This is a genomic window from Mycobacterium sp. E2989, from assembly GCF_001667595.1.
GTDB lineage: Bacteria > Actinomycetota > Actinomycetes > Mycobacteriales > Mycobacteriaceae > Mycobacterium.
The window spans coordinates 1-16,536 of the sequence record NZ_LZJX01000039.1 but is presented as its reverse complement, the minus strand read 5'-3'; the positions used below and the strand labels follow the sequence as shown (position 1 = coordinate 16,536).

The window sequence follows — 16,536 nt, the reverse complement described above, 5'->3', positions numbered from 1 at the left end:
GACTTCACCCTATCGCCGGAGTGAGGTGATCGATGGCCGCTCGCATCTCGCCGCCGACGATCGGCACGCAGTCGTCGGGGAGGTCGGTGGTGACGTCCACGCCGCCGAGTCCGTCGAGGAATCTTGGCAGCTGCTCCATCGCGCCGGTGGGCAGGTCGTGCAGCACCACCACGGTGTGCTGTCGACTACGGGTGTCGGCGAGCGCCCGGTCGACCCACCCGGTCGGATCGGCCCAGTCGCGGGGGACGCTGTTCCACAGCACGCAGGTGTACTTCTCCGTCAGGAGATACTCGATCGCCGTCGGGTTCAGGCAGCGCCGTTCCAGTGCGCCCTCCGTTCCCCACGGCCGGAGGTAGCGACCGCCGTCGCCGAAGCCGTCCAAAATCTTCTGCGTGCTGCGGATCTCGCGCAGGGTTTCCGCCGCGGAGAGCTCGCCGAGGGGCCGGCCATGGGTGAGGGAGTGGTTGCCGATCCGGTGCCCGTCGCGCACGACGCGCTCGAGCAACCGATGTCCCGCCGGGGAGGAGACGTTCTCGCCGACGACGAAGAAGATGGCCGACATCCCGCGCTCGGCCAAGACGTCGAGAACCTGGTCCGTGACCCCGGGGGTCGGGCCGTTGTCGAAGGTCAACGTGATTCTCGGTCGCATCGATCCACATCCTACTCTTGCCTGACTGATCGATCAGTTAGTACCCTGGCGGGGTGACCGTCACCGTGTCGAAGTCCGAGGTTCCCGCCGGCGCCGCCCGGCAGCGGATCCTGCAGACGACCATCGAATGCTTCTGCGCGTACGGCTACGAAAAGTCCTCGATGAAGCTGATCTCGACGCGGGCCGGCGTCTCGCAGACGCTGCTGCACTATCACTTCGAGACGAAGGAAAAGCTGTTCCAGGCGGCCATCGACGACATGGCCAAGCGCATGTTCGCCACGGCGTCGGCCCGTCTGCCGCACGGCATGTCGGTGCGCGAGGGCCTGACCGAGGCGGCCGGCCTGATGTACGCCCTGTTCATCGACAACATCGACGCGGTGATGTTCATGGTCGAGTTCGCCGCGGCCGCCAACCACAACGAGTTCTTGCGGACCGCGTATGTCGACTATCGCGACACCCAGCGCCGGCAGCTCGCCGGCGCGCTGCGCAGCATCGCCGGCGACGACGCGCCGCAACCCTTGATCGACGAGTCGGTGCGCCTTTTCGAAACCGTGCTGCTGGGTATGTCCATGCAGCGTCCGTTCGTATCCGACGCGGCGGGCTTTCGGCGCGACTTCGACGTGTTCGCCCAACTGCTCGCCGCCCGCATCACCGAAGGATTGGAAAGGCGATGACCGCCAACCTCACCGTGCAACCGATGGTCGAAGATTCGGTGGTCGGCTCCGGCGGCAAACGAATCTTCGTGCGCCGCTACGACAACCCCAACGCGGACTACGTCCTGGTGCTGGTGCACGGCACGGCGGGGAACAGCGAGAGTTACGACGCGTTCGCCGAGCACATGCGCCGCAATTACCGGGCGGCCGTCTATTCGTTCGACCTGACCGGGCACGGCCGCACGGAGGGCGAGCCGGGCGTGTTCAGCTTCGCGGACTTCCTCGAAGACACCAGGGCCGTCACCGATTACGCGGCGCAGCGTACGTCCCTCCCGGTCGTCCTGCACGGCGCGAGCCAGGGTGGCGAGGTCGCGTTCCACGCGCTGGACGCGTGCCCGGCCGTAACGGCCGGGGTGTGCATGAACATCTTGTTGAACCACGAAACGCCGATGAGCCCGGCGATCCGGTTGTTCCGGTCGCGGCCGGCGAAGTGGGCGGCGGACAAGCTGGGCGACCGGGTGCGGGTCCCACTGCGGCGGGTCATCGACTTCGAGGCCGCCTACCAGGAAGACCCCGGGCTGCTGGACAAGAAGAAGAAAGATCCGTTCTACGTCTGGCGGTACGGGCTCAAGAGCTACCACTCGGTGTTCAACTACGTGCCGCCAAAACCGGCCGCTGCCAACACGAAACCCGTCCTTGTCACGTGCGGGGAGCACGACGAAATCGTCGGCGCCGAGCACTGCCGGGCCTGCTTCGAGCGGATCGGCGGGCCCAAGGACTTCTTTATGATGCCCGGCGGTGGCCACCAGCTGATGCTGTTCGACACCAACGTGTACAGCCGCGTGATCGACTCGTGGATTTCCGAACGCGTGCTCGGGGACGCGAAGTCGTGGCAGGCGCCGATCGAACCCGAAGAGCGGCGATTCTTCGAATTCCTCGAGCGCGAACGGGCCAACGACGCGGCGGGCGAGCCCGAGTACCGCTATTCGGCGATCGACCGCTTGCTGATGCGGATCAGCAACGGCACTATCGAGCGCGGCGTGCGGTACTTCTCCAACGCCGAGGTGAGCGACCAGTGGCGCTTCACCGCCGAGCTCGTCGGCGAGATCGACTACGCGGCATGGGATTTCCTGCGCGACTACCTGCCGCCCATCGAGGGCGAGCGGCCGCGGATGGCGGTGGTCGGTTGCGGCGCCGGCGGGGCGATCGCGGGATTGCTCGACCGATATCCGGAGCTGCGCGGCTGGGACGTCGTGGGCGTCGACGTCGACTACAAGTCGATCGACGCCGCGCGCAGGCGGTTCGCCGACCGGGCCGGGGTGAGGTTCGTCGTCGGTGACGCGCGTGACCCGGAGGTGTTGGGGGACAACCGCTTCGACCTGGTCTACCTACACGGGGTGCTCGACCACTGCACCGAGCACCGCCGCCTGATGGACACCGTGTTCCGCGCGCTGAAACCGGGCGGCCGGATGTTCTACGTCGCACCGGATCGCAACGTGTGCACCTGGCTGTGCTTCGTGACCGTCGGGCCGCTGTTCGTGTTCGGTCTGCACAAGCCGAACCACGACTTCCGCCGGTTCCCCCGCCCCGCCGAGCTGAACGCCCTGCTGGAGGGGGCCGGCTTCGAGCTGCTGCGCCGGCGAGGCCGGCCGGGCAGGCCCGCGATGGTCGGGGTCGAATACAAGTCGGGGATGAACCCGTTCCCCGTCAAGAAGTCGGTGCGCACGCGCGCCCTCGGCGAGGAAATCTTCGAGCACACCGAGCCGCGGTGGTGGCTGAGGAACGGCTTCGTCGGCGAGTACGCGGGGGCGGTGCAGAAACCGCCTGCTGTTTGACTCCTGTTGAGTAGCTAGTTTCGATTCCGGATCGGGTGGTTACTCGGAATCAGGCCAGCCAGCTTTCCGACAGGAGATCGACACGGACCTCCAGGGAACTCAGTCTCACCGCGGTGAAGTGCCTCCGGCGCCGGGCGGTCTCCTTGGCGACGGCCGGTACGAGCTGCGGGGTGTGCTCGGCCGCGGGGCGATGGCCGAGGTGCGCGACGGCTGGGACCGCAAGCTGGGCCGGCCCATCGCCGTCAAGCTGCTCTACCCCGGGATCGCGGACCGTCCCGACAGCCGCCTGCGATTCGACACCGAGGCGCGAGCGGCCGCGCGGCTGACCGGGCGGCACGTCGTGGTCGTCCATGACGTCGGCGAGCATCAGGGGTTGCCGTTCATCGTGATGGAGCGGCTGCCGGGCGTGTCGCTGGCCGACCACATCGCCCGCGGGCCGCTGCCGCCGCCGTTCGTGCACGCCGTCCTCGACGGCGTCCTGGACGCCCTGGCCGAGGCGCATCACGCCGGCATCCTGCACCGCGACGTCAAGCCCGGCAACATCCTGTTCACCGCCACCGGCGAACCCAAGCTCGCCGACTTCGGCATCGCCAAAACGGCCGGCGCCGCCTACACCCGGGCGGGCGAAGTCGTCGGGAGCATGGCCTATCTGAGCCCCGAGCGGCTGACGTCCAAACCGGCCACGGTGGTCGACGACCTCTACGCCGTCGGCGTGGTCGGTTACGAGGCGCTGACCGGGCGGCGGCCGTTCCCGCAGGAGGACCTGGGCGCGCTGGCACACGCGATCCTGCACGACTCGCCGCCGCCGATCGCCGCCCTGCGCCCCGACGTGCCACCGCCGCTCGCCGCCACGATCGAACGCGCGATGGCGCGCGACCCCGCGTCGCGATTCGACGAGGCCGGCGCGATGCGCGCCGCGCTGTTCGGCGCCGAACCCGTGAGGGCTCCCGTCGGCACCCGGGTCATGGAGGCGCCGCCGCCCGCCGTGCTGACCTACGTCCCCGCTTTGGAGCCGCACAGCCCCCGCCGCAAATGGTGGGTCGCGGGCATCCTCGCCGCGTTCCTGTTGGCGATGCTGCTGCTGGCCATCGATCCGCCGTTCTCGTCGCCACCGCCCACGCCCACGACGACCACCACCACACCGGCGCCGCCCCCGACGACGACCACCACCACGCCTAGCAGCACCCCGCAGCCGGCCCCAGCGCCGCCGCCCGGGCACGGGGGACCCAAGCACAAGGGTGGGCACGGAGGCTGAGCCGATATGGGATCGGTAGCCGGCGATTTGTTGTGTGATTGCGGGATGAACAAGAAGTGGATGGCCGGCGCGCTGCTGACGGCCGGTATCGGCGCGGGGTTGGCCGCCGGCACCGCGCAGGCCGACCCGTACGGCCACGTCGGCGGGAACTGCCCGGCCGGGCACACCTGCGGCAAGTGGTGCCCCGGCGAGCGTGTCCCGGACAACTTCATCAACTGGGACATGGGCGTGTGCCACCTCTACTACTACGACTACCGCGGCGTGGTCGACGCCGACAGCGGCGCCGTCTACGGATGGCCCGGCGGCCCGATCAACGCCACCCCGCACCCGGCGCCGGCCGGACCGCCCAACTTCAACTGCGGCCTGTTCTGGTGCCCCGTGCCGCCGCACGCGTGAGCCGCCGCACGTTACGTCCTCGGCCAATATGGGAACCCGCCGGGCTGGACCTGTTCCGCCCAGCGAAAGGACTGCCCATTGACCTCGCGGCTCGGCACCCGTTTTGGCCCCTACGAGCTGCGCTCACTGATCGGTGCGGGCGCGACCGGCGAGGTCTATCGGGCGTACGACACGGTTAACGACCGGACGGTCGCGGTCAAGCTGTTGCCTGCCGCGATGGCGGCCGAAGATGACTTCCAGCAACGGTTTCAGCGCGAGTGTGGGATTGCCGCGCGGTCGACCGAACTCCACGTCATCCCGGTGCACGACTTCGGTTCGATCGACGGGGTGTTCTTCGTCGACATGCAACTGGTCGAGGGTGGCAGCCTGCGCGACCTGCTGAGCTCGCAAGGTGCGTTGGAGGCGCCGCGGGCCGCGTCGATCGTCGCGCAGGTGGCCCGGGCGCTGGACGCCGCGCATGCCGCCGGGCTGGTGCACCTGGGCGTGCGGCCGGAGCATGTGCTGCTGACGCCCGATCACTTCGCGTATCTGATCGACTTCGGGATCGCGGACGGTTCTCGCGTGTATATGGCGCCCGAGCGGTTCACCACCGGCCGCGTCGGCCCGCAGACCGATGTGTACGCGCTGGCCTGCCTGCTCTACGAATGCCTCACCGGCCAGCCGCCGTTCGAAGGCGGCGCGGAGGAGTTGAAGCGCGCGCACCTGTTGTCGCCGGCGCCGAGGCCCAGCATCATGCGCCGCGGCGTGGGCCGGGCCTTCGACGACGTGATCGCCCGCGGCATGGCCAAACAGCGGTCGGCGCGGTTCGGCTCCGCGGGTGAGCTCGCGCGGGCGGCGAGCGAAGCCGTGAACTCGGCGTACGAACCGATTGGCGTCGGCGCCGGGCCCCTTGGCACCCGGCCGTTCGAGGCGGTGTATCCGAATCCGGACGACACCGGTTTCAGCCCGTATCCGATTGTCGAGATGCCATCGCCGTTGCCGCGTCGGCCTTTTGGCGGCCGCGGGCCGCTGCTGGCGATCGGCGCGGCGCTGGCGCTGGTCGTCGTCGGCCTTCTGGTGGCGCTGGTCTCGGCTTTGGCCGGTGGCGGTTCGCAGCCACCGGCCGCCGTTAAGCCTTCTGGTCCGGCGCCATCCAGCCCGCCGCCGCCGAAGACGCCGACGCTGTCGGCCCCGGTGCGGGGCGCCGACGGGCTAGGGTTCGTCGGCGAGACGGCCCGCTGCGATCCGGGGAATCCGCCGGCCGCCGTGGTGCGCACCGCCAAGTCGCTAGCCGTTGTGTGCCAAAACCTCAGCGGCAGTTACTACTACCGTGGTGAGCGCATCAGCGACGGCGCCCACATCGAGCTGTCCAACGCGGAGCGCGCGGGGGACGGGTTCGACGTCACCAACCCGGTCGACGGCGTCGTCTACGAGGTGCGGCCCAATCGGCTGCGGATCATCAGCGGCAGCCACGTCGATTCCTCGGAGCCGGTCCTGCAGTACGCGACGGCGTCGTAACGATCTAGGCCGGCCGGCTGCCGACCTCCAGGCCGGCCAGCTCGCAGGTGCCGTCGAACACCACCCGACCGTATTCCCTTACCCTGCAACGTAATCGGCCCGCGAGGTGCTCGCAATCGGTGTCGATGTTGCGCCGCTGCGCGGGCAGCGGAACGGGTAGCACGTGCGGATCTGCGTGGGTGCCGTCGCCGTCCAGCTCGATGCGGTAGCGGGGTGTGCGCGCCGATATGGTCCAGCGTCCGTCGCCGACGTCCGATCGCACGGGCGCCGGCGGGGTCACCCGAATGACGCGGTCGCCGAGCCGCACGACGACACCGGTGACGTCCCTGCGGATCGGGCCGAGCTGAAGAAGGCCGCCAGAGAACGCGACCGAGACGTCGGCGTCGCCGAAATCGTGGGCCTGACCCCACCACCAGCGCTCGGGGAAGCCCGCGCCCCAGTTACGTTCCGTGTACAGCCGGGCGCCCTTGAACGACCACGTGCGGTCGCGGAATTCGACTGTGCCGCCGGCTTTTCCGCCGAGCCGGTAGGGATGCCAGTATTGGTTGAGGAACGGGACCGACGAGAAGACCCCACCTCCGCCGAAAGCCTTGGGCCAGTTGAACGGATCGGTGAAATGCAGGTTGAGATGGATGCCGTCGAGGTCGATCTGGAGCCGATCGAGGTACGCCACCAGGCGGCAGTCGGGAGCGGTCCCGGCGTGTAGGGAGAAGGTCGACGAGTCGGCGTGGGCGCCGTCCATGACCGCGGAGCGCACCACGTCGCCGGGATGCAGCGCTACCGCGACGGTGGCCCAGTCGCCGTCGGGATGCCGGTTCACGCTGCACAGCGCGACGACGACGCGACCCGAGGCGGCATCGGTGAGGCGCCAGAACCAGCCCTCCATTTCGGTGCCGTGCGAGGGAACCGGATCGCCGAAGGGCACGTCGGCGCCGGTGCGTCGATAGGCATGGACCAGTGGCCCGACCGTGTTCCCGGCTATCCAGCGCAGGTAGGCGGCGGTCATCTCCGCTCCGCCAGCCCCGACTGCACGAGCGCGTCGTCGATGAAGCGCTGCACGGGCCGCGAGCGGAAGAATCCGGTGTGACCGCCTGGGTACCACTGGATTTCGGGTTTGCCCCAGTGCTCCCAGAGCCGGGTGACCTGGTCGCGCGGGTGGACCAGCCGGTCGGCGAGGCCCGCGTAGATGAAGCGGCCCGCTTTCGGGACGCGCGGGGTCAGCGCCAGTGGCGAGATCATGCGGCCGAGGGGCTTGGCTTCATTCATGGTGTGGCCCAGGGCGGCGTGGCCGCTGAGGCTGGCGTGGCGGCCGACCAGGTTCACCAGGTCGACGGCGGGCACGCCGAGGATGGCGCAGGTGAGACCGTCGTCGAGGCTGGCGACCAGCGACGAGATCAGGCCGCCCAGGGAGATGCCGTTGACGCCGATTTCGGCGTCGGGCTGTTGCGCGCGGATCCAGCCGATGAGCCGCCGGATGTCCCAGACCGCCTGGGCGGCGCCGTGGACGTCGTCGAGGACGTCCTCGCTGGGGAACTTCGGTCCGCCGCTTGCTCGGGGGCCGTGTAGGGGGAGCACCGGGAGCACGACGTTGAGGTCGAGCTGCCGGTAGAGATGCCAGGCGTGGAACAGCATCGGGTCGAGCGCGGCGCGTCCCATCTCGGCGCCGTGGATGCAGACCAGCCAGGGCCGGGGCCGGCGGTGCCGGAACATCAGCGCGTATTCGCGCTTGTTGCCGGTGTAGCTGCGCCAGCGGTCCCGGCCGGGTTCGCCTTCGTAAGGGTCGTAGTCGCTGTCGAAGGACAGCCGCTCGTAGTTGCGTCCCATATTGCTCACGCGCTTGACGGTCACGTCGTTGAGCGGTGGGGGTGGTGCGAAGAATCCCTCGGGATTGTCGAGCCAGCCCTTATCTTTGTATAAGTCCTGTGCCGCAACGACTTCTGTGTTGATTCGTTCCAGTGTTTCGGCGTCGGGGGCCCGGCGCAGCATGCTGAAGCCGCTCAGCAGGATTTCGTCGCGGAATGCCTGCGCCGCGAGCGCGATGGTGGGCCGGGCGACCGGCAGCTCGTCGGGCTGGCGATCCAGGTAGGTGCCCCAGGAGCGGGCGTAGAAGCCGCCGGTCCGGGTGAACGGCCCGAGTAGTTGGGTGATCGGGTTGGCGGGCATCTAGCCTCGCTTTGCTCCGGGGGTGAAGGTGACCGGCAGGTTGGCGAGCCCGGTCATGCTGGGGTTGCCGAGGTATTGGTGGACGTGTTGGGCGTCGACTTGGTAGTCGGGGATGCGGTCGAGGACGGCTTTGACCATGACTTCGGCCATCAGCCTAGCGAGGTGCGAGCCGATGCAGCGGTGCGGCCCAAGGCCGAAGGCGACGTGACGGTTGGGCGCGCGGTCGAGGATGATCTCGTCGGGGTTTTCGAATTCTTTTTCGTCGTGGTTGGCCGACAGCCAGCTGATGACGACTCTGTCGTTCTTTCTCAGGCGTTGGCCGTTGAGCTCGACGTCGTGAGTGACTGTGCGGCTGAGGGTTTGGTTGACGCTGAAGTAGCGCAGGAATTCGTCGGTGGCGGTGCGGTAGAGCGCGGGGTGGTCGATGAGTTGTTGCCTGAGGTCTGGGTGGGTGCCCAGGTGGTGGAGCGTGAGCGCAGTTTGGGAGGTGGTGGTGTCGACGCCGCCGCCGATGAGGTTCCAGAGGATGTTGAGCAGCTGGTCGTCGGTGAGGCGGTGGCCGTCGAACTCGAACTGGAGGAGGAAGCTGGTGAGGTCGTCGGTCGGTTTGGCCCGTCTGCCGGCCGCGTACTCGAGGACTTCTTCCATCATCTTCGGGACCTTGGCGATGGCGTTTTTGTACTCGTCGCTGTCCTGGGGCACGGCCATGACGGAGTGGAAGAGGTGGGCGTAGAGGTGCCAGTTGTCGAGGGGAAGGCCCATCAGCTTCATGGTGAGGATGGCCGGGACCGGGCTGGCGTAGTCGAGGACGAGGTCCATGCGGCCGTCTTCGATTTTCTGGTCGAGGAACTCGTGCGCCTTGTGTTCCATGAAGGGCTTGAGTTTTTGGACGGCGCCGGGGGAGAAGAACGGGGCCAGGGCGTGTCTGAGCGCCTGATGGTACGGGCCGTCGACCTCGCCGATGCCCAGGGCCGGCTGGCCGTCGGGGCGCGGGACGCCCATCTCGCCTTGGTAGTCAACGCCGTCTTTTGAGTTGGGCTCGTACTTGTGGGCGAAGGTGTCACCGTCTCTGGCCGTTCGGCTGACCGCGTCGTAGCTGCTGAGGAACCAGAATCCGCCGTAATTCTTGTTCCAGGCGACGGGGCACCTGCTTCTCAGGTCTTTGTTGATGGCGTTTTCGTTGAGGTTGAACGCGTCGGAATGGTGGTCGAAGTCGACGATCGCGTCTTCGGCGACGTCGGGACGGATTGTCATCTGGGTTGGTCCTCCACCGTGCCGCGCGATCGGCTATCTGCACTATCTTTGCATTATTACGCGCCGGGTTCTGCCGAGAAAGGCCACGATGAGTAGTCACCGGACGACCTTCAACCACGTCGGACTGTGCGTCTCCGATCGCGAGCGGTCGCGGCGGTTCTACGAAAATGTGCTCGGCTTCCAGTTTTGGTGGGAGCTCGACCCGCCCGACGGCCCGACCTCCAAGCTGGTCCAGCTTCCCGAGCCGCTCGGTGTGCATGCGACGTATCTGGTACGGGATGGGTTTGTGCTGGAGTTGATGGACTACTCGAAGCGTCAAGTTCACGCCGGGTCCGGTCGCGTCATGGATCAGGTTGGGCTGACGCACATCTCGTTTTCGGTGTCCGACCTCGCCGGCGCGTTGGCTCGGGTGGCGGAGTTCGGGGGAGTGGTAGTCGACGGGACCGTGACCGACGCGATGGCGATGATCCGGGATCCGGATGGGCAGCTGTTGGAGTTGCTTTCGGATGGTTGGTTGTCGGCGTTGCCGCCTCGGCCTTCTAGCGCGGTCATTTAGCGTCGATGGGCAGCGGCCATTTCCGCCGCCCGGGGACCTGGTTGCCCATGAAATCCGTACTCACGGCTGCTCGCAATCTCATAACGCGTATCTAAACTTCATGTGTAAAGGCGCAAAGTCCCGTTGTGGGGTAGCCCATTCGTTAGTCTGCGACCCGTGGATCTGGGCGTCTATGAATCGCTGCTGACCGAACGGCTTAACGGTGAGCTGCGTCGATTTGAGGACCTGCGGCCGGAGTACGGCACCGTCGATTATGCCGAGCAGCCGCTGGCGATCGCGCGACACCTAGCCTCCATCATCGAGAAGTCGCTGCGCACCGTTACCACCGCCGAGGACCGAGCGGAACTCGCTCAGCGGATTCTCGAGGTCCTGCCGAACGCCTACGCGGACGGGGAAGTGTTGCATCAGTTAGAGCCCGGCAAGATTACTCGCCTCGAGGAAGTGATGACTGCGACGGCACTTGGGTCGACCCGCTTGCCGCGACCTGCGACCCCATTTTCAGACGCTGCGCTGATGACCAACGCCCGCAGCGAGCCGACATTGGCCGCCGAACTGCGCGCCGAATTCGCCAGCGCTGACCGCGTTGATTTGCTTTGTGCGTTTGTGAAGTGGCACGGCCTGCGTCTGCTTGAGGCCCAGCTAGAGGAGCTGCGTCGGCGCGGCGTCCCGATTCGCGTCATCACCAGCACCTACCTCGGGGCCACGGACGCTCGCGCGCTCGATCGCCTTGTCACCGAGTTCGGCGCCGAGGTTCGAGTCAACTACGAAATCAACCGCACCCGTTTGCACGCCAAAGCGTGGCTGCTGCGTCGAAACACCGGATTCCACACTGCCTACGTCGGATCCAGCAACTTGTCCTCTGCCGCGCTGGTCGACGGACTGGAATGGAATGTCCGGCTTTCGGCGATGTCCACGCCACATTTGCTGGAGAAGTTCCGCACCACGTTCGACTCCTACTGGGAAAACCGAGAATTCGAGGTCTACCGGCCAGCGGAGGATGGTGACCGTCTGCGCGCGGCCCTGGAGGCCGGATCGGGGAGGCGCCCGCGCGACCCGCTCGCCATCACGCTGTCAGGGCTAGACGTTTACCCAATGGCGCATCAGGCCGAGATGCTGGAACATCTCGACGCTGAACGCACCATTCACGATCGGCACCGCAACCTGCTCGTCGCCGCGACGGGCACCGGCAAAACCGTCATGGCCGCTCTGGATTATCGCCACCTTGCTCGCGACATCCATCGTCGCGATCTCACATTGTTGTTCGTCGCGCATCGCAAGGAGATCCTGCAGCAGTCTCGGCGCATGTACCAGGAGGTGCTGACCGACGCCACATTCGGTGAGCTTTTGGTCGAGGGGCAAGAACCCACGAAATGGCGGCAAGTGTTCGCCAGCATCCAGTCCCTCTCCCGAGGCAGGCTTTCCACCATCGAACCAAATCGCTTCGACATTGTGGTGATCGACGAGTTCCATCACGCCGAAGCCGCGTCGTACCGACGGCTGTTGGACCACGTGCGCCCAATCGAACTCTTGGGACTGACCGCAACCCCAGAGCGCGCAGATGGCATCGACGTCCGTGACCTCTTTGGCGGACGAGTCGCGGCCGAGCTGCGGCTCTGGGAAGCGCTCGAGCAGAACCTCCTGTGCCCGTTCCACTACTTTGGCATTCACGACGGAACCGATCTTGAATCGGTGCAGTGGAGGCGAGGCGGCTATGACCTGGCGGCTCTCAGCAGTATTTACACCGGCGACGACGCCCGCACCCGGATCGTTCTCAAGGAGCTCAATGACAAGGTTGCCGATGTTGCGGCTATGCGTGCCTTGGGATTCTGTGTCAGCGTCGAACATGCTCGCTACATGGCCCAACGCTTCGTCGACGCTGGTATCCCCGCACGCGCAGTGTCCGCCGACACGCCCACGGCCGATCGCCGCAATGCACTGACCGCGCTACGCAACCACGAGATCAACATTCTCTTCGCGGTCGACCTGTTCAACGAAGGCCTCGATATTCCTGAAGTCGATACCGTGCTTTTCCTTCGACCAACCGAGAGCGCAACGGTCTTTCTACAGCAACTGGGGCGTGGACTACGGCTAATGAAAGGAAAGACAGTGCTGACTGCACTGGATTTCGTTGGGCACCAGCGTCGCGAGTTCCGGTTCGACCAACGATTCCGGGCGCTGACAGGCGCCGGGGGGAGATCGTTGCAGCGCCAGGTTCAGGAGGGCTTTCCGTTTCTGCCTTCGGGCAGTCAGATCGTGCTCGACTCTATCGCACGTGATCTAGTACTCGAGAACATCAAACAGCAGGTCGCACCGAGGTGGGCGGCGCTGGTCTCCGAGGTGCGCGCACATCCTGATAACAAGCTGGCGTCCTATCTCGGGGCAACGGGGCGGGACCTGGAGGACGTCCTGAGAGACAAGCGATCGTGGACGACCCTGTGCCGGGATGCCGGAAAGCTCGGCCCCGAAGCCGGCCCGCGCGAGTCAGATCTCGTCAAACGCGTCCGCGCGCTCGCCCACGTCGACGACCATCGCCGATGGCTGGCGTATCGGTCCATACTCGACGGAACAGCTGAAATCAAAAGCCCTGCCGACCAACGCCTAGCCGAGATGCTTTTTTACTCGCTGTTCCCCAGTGGCGGCGGGTTCGACAGCCCAGCAATAGGACTCAACGCCCTCAAGAACCAGCCTGCGGCTGACGAGATGCGCCAGGTCATCGACATCGCGTTCGATCGGGCCCGTCGCAATACCTACCGGCTTGGTGGGGCGGTGGCTGCCCTGGGCGACGTCCCTCTTGAAATCCACGCGAGTTACACCCGTGAGGAGATCCTGGCCGCGCTGGGCTTCGCTTCGCTTCGTCGAACACCTAGCACTATGCGCGAGGGCGTGGCCTGGTGCGAGGCGGTCAACGCGGACGCATTTCTGATTACGTTGAAGAAGTCTGACCGCGACTACTCGCCGACGACGATGTACCGCGATTTTGCGCTTAGTCCAGATCTATTCCATTGGGAGTCTCAGTCGACCACGTCGTCCACCTCACCGACAGGGCAGCGCTACATCCACCATCGCGAACGTGGTTCGCACATACTGCTTTTCGTTCGAGAGGCGAAGAACAACGCATTGGGCACCGCGCCCTACATTTTCCTTGGTCCTGCCGACTACGTGTCCTATGAAGGGGACAGGCCGATGGCGATCACTTGGCGACTCCACCAGTCGATGCCCACTGAGGTCTATCTGACGTCTCGGGCCGCGGTGGCGTGAGCGCTGAGAAATGACTTGCTACAAGTTCACAAGGGCATAGATGAGCGCAACGGGCGAGACCGCCGTCACGGTAGCCGGTTTGCACCCCTTCGGGCGCGGCGTGGATCGGCCGGAACATGTTGGGGTGGCAGGCGATGGCCGGGTGTTCGCGTCCGACAAGGGCTCAGCTGTCGCGGAACTCATCGACGACAACACCGTTCGGCGAATAGGCAAGGCCGGTGGCGAGCCGAACGGGATCGCCTTCGACCGCAACGGCCACTTTCTGATTGCCAACTGGGGCTTGGGCGTCCTGCTGGACCTCGACCCGGTGACCGGCGTGGTCACGGAGGTCCTAAGCGGACAACTCAACGGACGCCCGCTGCGATGGCTGAACTTCGTCTGCGTGGATTCGACTGGCGCCTTGTGGTGTTCGGTGAGCACGATGGCGGACGACCTGATGGATACCATCGCGCGCGGCACCGCCGACGGGTTCATCTTTCGCGTCGCGCCGGATCGCCAATCGGCGCAGGTGGTCGCCGATGGCGTGGGCTTCCCGAACTGCATGGCGCTGGATCGCAACGAGGACTACCTATACGTGGTCCGCACGCTGGCCGCCGACGTGGTGCGATTTCCGATCGCAGGCGAAACACTCGGCCCCGACGAGCGATTCGGGCCGCCGCTAGGGGAGCGACGGCCCGATGAGTTCGGCCGCGACGCCGGCCGCCTAATGGCCGACCCGGAGGTGGGCCGCCGGTGGGCAATGGCCGACGGATGTGCGTTCGACGCCCACGGAAACCTATGGGTCACATTGGTTCTCGCCAACCGGATCGTTGCGATAAGCCCGGGCGGTCAAGCGACAACCGTGATAGAAGACCCCGACGGCGCGCTTCTACAAAGCCCCACCAGCATCGCCTGGGGCGGGCGCGACATGCGCGACATCTACATCGGCTCGATCGCGACCCCGTACGTGCTCAAGGGCAGAAGCTCTGTGCCCGGCCTGCCGCTAATCCACCAGCGCTAGCCCGACGGCCCGGGCCTCATAAAGTCGGGCAGCGCCTGCTCCGGGTCAGCCGGGATCATCGACTCGCCCAATCCCCACAGCTGCCGAATCGTCGCACCGCCGTCCACGACGAGCGTCTGGCCGGTGATCCGGGCGGCCAACTCGGAGGACAGGAACAATGCGGCGTTGGCGATGTCATGCGCGCGGGGCGCCGCCAGCGGGTTGATCCCGTTGACGTTGTACTCGCCAGGAGGCTGATCTTCGTTGCCAGACCCCACGTTGCCCGGCGCGACCGCGTTGGCGCGAATGCCGTACCGCCCCAACTCATCCGCGAACGTCTTGACTAACGAAATCACGCCGGCCTTCGCGGCACCGTAAGCGGCGTGGTACGTCGCCGAGGCGATGCCGTCGACCGACGCGATCGCCACCAGCGATCCGCCGCTGCCCTGGGCGATCATGTACCTGGACGCGGCCTGAAAGAGATAGAACACCTGGGTCAGGTTGTAATGGATTGCCGCGTCCCATAATTGGGGCGTGAAGTCCTCGACCTTCGACCAGGTCGCCCCGCCGATGATGTCGACGCAGACGTCGATACCGCCCAGCGCCGCCTCGACATCGTCGATCGCCCGTCCGACCTGCTCGGGGTCGGTCATGTCGGCGACGATCGGGACGGCATGACCGCCCCGGCCGACGATCTCGCCGGCAACCTGCTCCGCGCGCTGCTCGTCGATGTCGATGCAGGCCACCGAGGCGCCCGCCTCGGCCAGCGCCAGCGACGTGAACCAGCCGTGGCCCGCGCGCTCGGGAATGTAGCCGGCACCCGACACCACCGCGCGTTTACCCGAGAGCCCCAGATCGATCACGCCGACTGGTGTTCCTCGAGTCCGGTCGTCTGAGACGGTTCATCGCCTCGCCCACGGAACGGCGCGACGACGTGCCCACCCAAGTAGGCGACCCCTCGGCCGGCCGCCACCAGCGCACGGCCGGTCACACCGCCGACGGCCGCAAGCGTGGCCAAGGCGGCATCGAAGACGCTCGGGATGTGGAAGTCCTCCCAGGCCTCGACTTGGTGCTGGCGCGCCTTCGCGAAGCGGTCGAACTCATCACGCAGGGCGCCGCGCTGTCGCGCCAGCTCGCGCACCGCCCAAAACCGAAAGCCGTCGACGGCCGCCGTCCGTGCGAACCGGTCGAGCACCTCAGTAGCGCTCCGGTAGATGTCGAGGTCTTCGCGCAGGTGATGGTCGACGAGCCCGCGTGCCTCATCAATCGCCCGCAGCAGCTGCTCTGGCTCCTTGGCCTCGATCCGCGCGAGGTTCAGCCGCTGCCACTTGTGCAGCGCCTCCTCGGCGATCACCAGCAGGCTCAGGGTATCGCCAAGTCGGTTGTCGGCCATGGCATTTCGCAGCTTCGCGGCGCGCTGTTGCACCGCCAACTCGGGACCGAACGACGCCAGGATACGGCTGACATGGTTGCGCAGCTGCATGACGGCGACGTTGAGCGCCGGCCCGAGCGCGGCCACCGAATCCCAATACGCGTCGGGTAGCGACCCGTACTTGTCCAACGACTCGACCATTCGCGAGACCGTCAGGCTGTTGCCGAGCACGTCGCCGGCGCGCTGCGCCCGAGCGACCTCGAGCACCGCCTCGACCTTGTCCTCCACCCGCCGGACGGCGTCCTCCACCTCGGCCACCGCGGACTTCAACGCCATCTGCACCGCAAGCAGCTGCGCCGACAGCATCACCTCCGGCCCGAGCAACTCCGGTCGCCATTGGGCAAAGAGGTCCTCGGCGCCCGTCGTCAGCCGGAAGACGCCCTCAGTGACTGGAACCAGGTTGCTTTCCCTCAGCGCGTCCACGGCGTCGCGGTGCAACTGCACGTACTTGCCGGAGTCGGCCAGGAGCGTGGCCAGCCCGGCGATCGCTGCGTTCGCCAGCGAGGCGCTGTCGATGCCCGCGACGCGCACACCCTGCTCGGCGAGCAGCGCGCAGCCGGCCTGCAGCCAGTCGTCGACGGTCAGACGCGGGGGCTTGCGGGCGGCCAC

14 protein-coding genes are annotated in these 16,536 nt (G+C 66.7%); 8 read left to right on the top strand and 6 right to left on the bottom strand.

Annotated elements, in window-relative coordinates; translation table 11 throughout:
- Window positions 1–4 precede the first annotated feature (4 nt).
- The gene (locus tag A5680_RS08075) at window positions 5–649 is read right to left on the bottom strand and encodes a polysaccharide deacetylase family protein (RefSeq protein WP_067818050.1); all 645 of its coding nucleotides are present in this window, start codon (window positions 647–649) and stop codon (window positions 5–7) included.
- Window positions 650–702: 53 nt separating this feature from the next.
- On the opposite strand from A5680_RS08075, the gene A5680_RS08070 reads away from it, so the two are divergent.
- From A5680_RS08070 to A5680_RS08050, 5 genes are all read left to right on the top strand, one after another.
- Window positions 703–1,323, top strand: a complete 621-nt coding sequence (locus tag A5680_RS08070; protein WP_067818047.1) for a TetR/AcrR family transcriptional regulator — start codon at window positions 703–705, stop codon at window positions 1,321–1,323.
- Window positions 1,320–3,137: an alpha/beta fold hydrolase gene (locus A5680_RS08065; protein WP_067818045.1), complete on the top strand. Its 1,818-nt coding sequence runs from the start codon at window positions 1,320–1,322 to the stop codon at window positions 3,135–3,137. Before A5680_RS08070 ends, A5680_RS08065 begins: the two co-directional genes overlap by 4 nt.
- Before the next feature lie 118 nt (window positions 3,138–3,255).
- Complete coding sequence (locus A5680_RS08060) at window positions 3,256–4,392, top strand: serine/threonine-protein kinase (protein WP_067818043.1); 1,137 nt, start codon at window positions 3,256–3,258, stop codon at window positions 4,390–4,392.
- A gap of 6 nt (window positions 4,393–4,398) precedes the next feature.
- Entirely contained in the window at window positions 4,399–4,788 is a 390-nt protein-coding gene (locus tag A5680_RS08055; RefSeq protein ID WP_156669569.1) for a hypothetical protein, read from the top strand.
- A 78-nt stretch (window positions 4,789–4,866) separates the two neighbouring features.
- A complete protein-coding gene (locus tag A5680_RS08050) occupies window positions 4,867–6,285 on the top strand; it encodes a serine/threonine-protein kinase (RefSeq protein WP_067818040.1) in 1,419 nt (472 codons plus the stop codon).
- A gap of 4 nt (window positions 6,286–6,289) precedes the next feature.
- Here the strand turns inward: A5680_RS08050 and A5680_RS08045 are convergent, their stop codons facing one another.
- Genes A5680_RS08045 through A5680_RS08035 form a run of 3 tightly spaced genes read right to left on the bottom strand, consistent with a single transcriptional unit; the run spans window position 6,290 to window position 9,702 of the window.
- Window positions 6,290–7,291, bottom strand: coding sequence for a tocopherol cyclase family protein (locus tag A5680_RS08045; RefSeq protein WP_067818037.1), 1,002 nt, complete (start codon window positions 7,289–7,291; stop codon window positions 6,290–6,292).
- Complete coding sequence (locus A5680_RS08040; protein ID WP_067818034.1) at window positions 7,288–8,448, bottom strand: S9 family peptidase; 1,161 nt, start codon at window positions 8,446–8,448, stop codon at window positions 7,288–7,290. Before A5680_RS08040 ends, A5680_RS08045 begins: the two co-directional genes overlap by 4 nt.
- On the bottom strand, window positions 8,449–9,702 hold the full coding sequence (locus A5680_RS08035; RefSeq protein ID WP_067818033.1) for a cytochrome P450: 1,254 nt from the start codon (window positions 9,700–9,702) through the stop codon (window positions 8,449–8,451).
- 88 nt (window positions 9,703–9,790) lie between these two features.
- Between A5680_RS08035 and A5680_RS08030 the strand changes: the two genes are divergently transcribed.
- The 3 genes from A5680_RS08030 (at window position 9,791) to A5680_RS08020 (ending at window position 14,516) form a co-directional block, all read left to right on the top strand.
- On the top strand, window positions 9,791–10,258 hold the full coding sequence (locus A5680_RS08030; RefSeq protein ID WP_067818030.1) for a VOC family protein: 468 nt from the start codon (window positions 9,791–9,793) through the stop codon (window positions 10,256–10,258).
- A gap of 156 nt (window positions 10,259–10,414) precedes the next feature.
- A complete protein-coding gene (locus A5680_RS08025; protein ID WP_197499744.1) occupies window positions 10,415–13,516 on the top strand; it encodes a DUF3427 domain-containing protein in 3,102 nt (1,033 codons plus the stop codon).
- Window positions 13,517–13,640: 124 nt separating this feature from the next.
- A complete protein-coding gene (locus A5680_RS08020; protein ID WP_197499743.1) occupies window positions 13,641–14,516 on the top strand; it encodes an SMP-30/gluconolactonase/LRE family protein in 876 nt (291 codons plus the stop codon).
- On the opposite strand, the gene A5680_RS08015 is transcribed toward A5680_RS08020, so the two are convergent.
- Window positions 14,513–15,358 (bottom strand): SDR family NAD(P)-dependent oxidoreductase, encoded by an 846-nt coding sequence (locus tag A5680_RS08015; protein WP_067818024.1) that lies wholly within the window; start codon window positions 15,356–15,358, stop codon window positions 14,513–14,515. The genes A5680_RS08020 and A5680_RS08015 overlap by 4 nt on opposite strands.
- Entirely contained in the window at window positions 15,355–16,536 is a 1,182-nt protein-coding gene (locus A5680_RS26000) for a hypothetical protein (RefSeq protein ID WP_067818021.1), read from the bottom strand. Before A5680_RS26000 ends, A5680_RS08015 begins: the two co-directional genes overlap by 4 nt.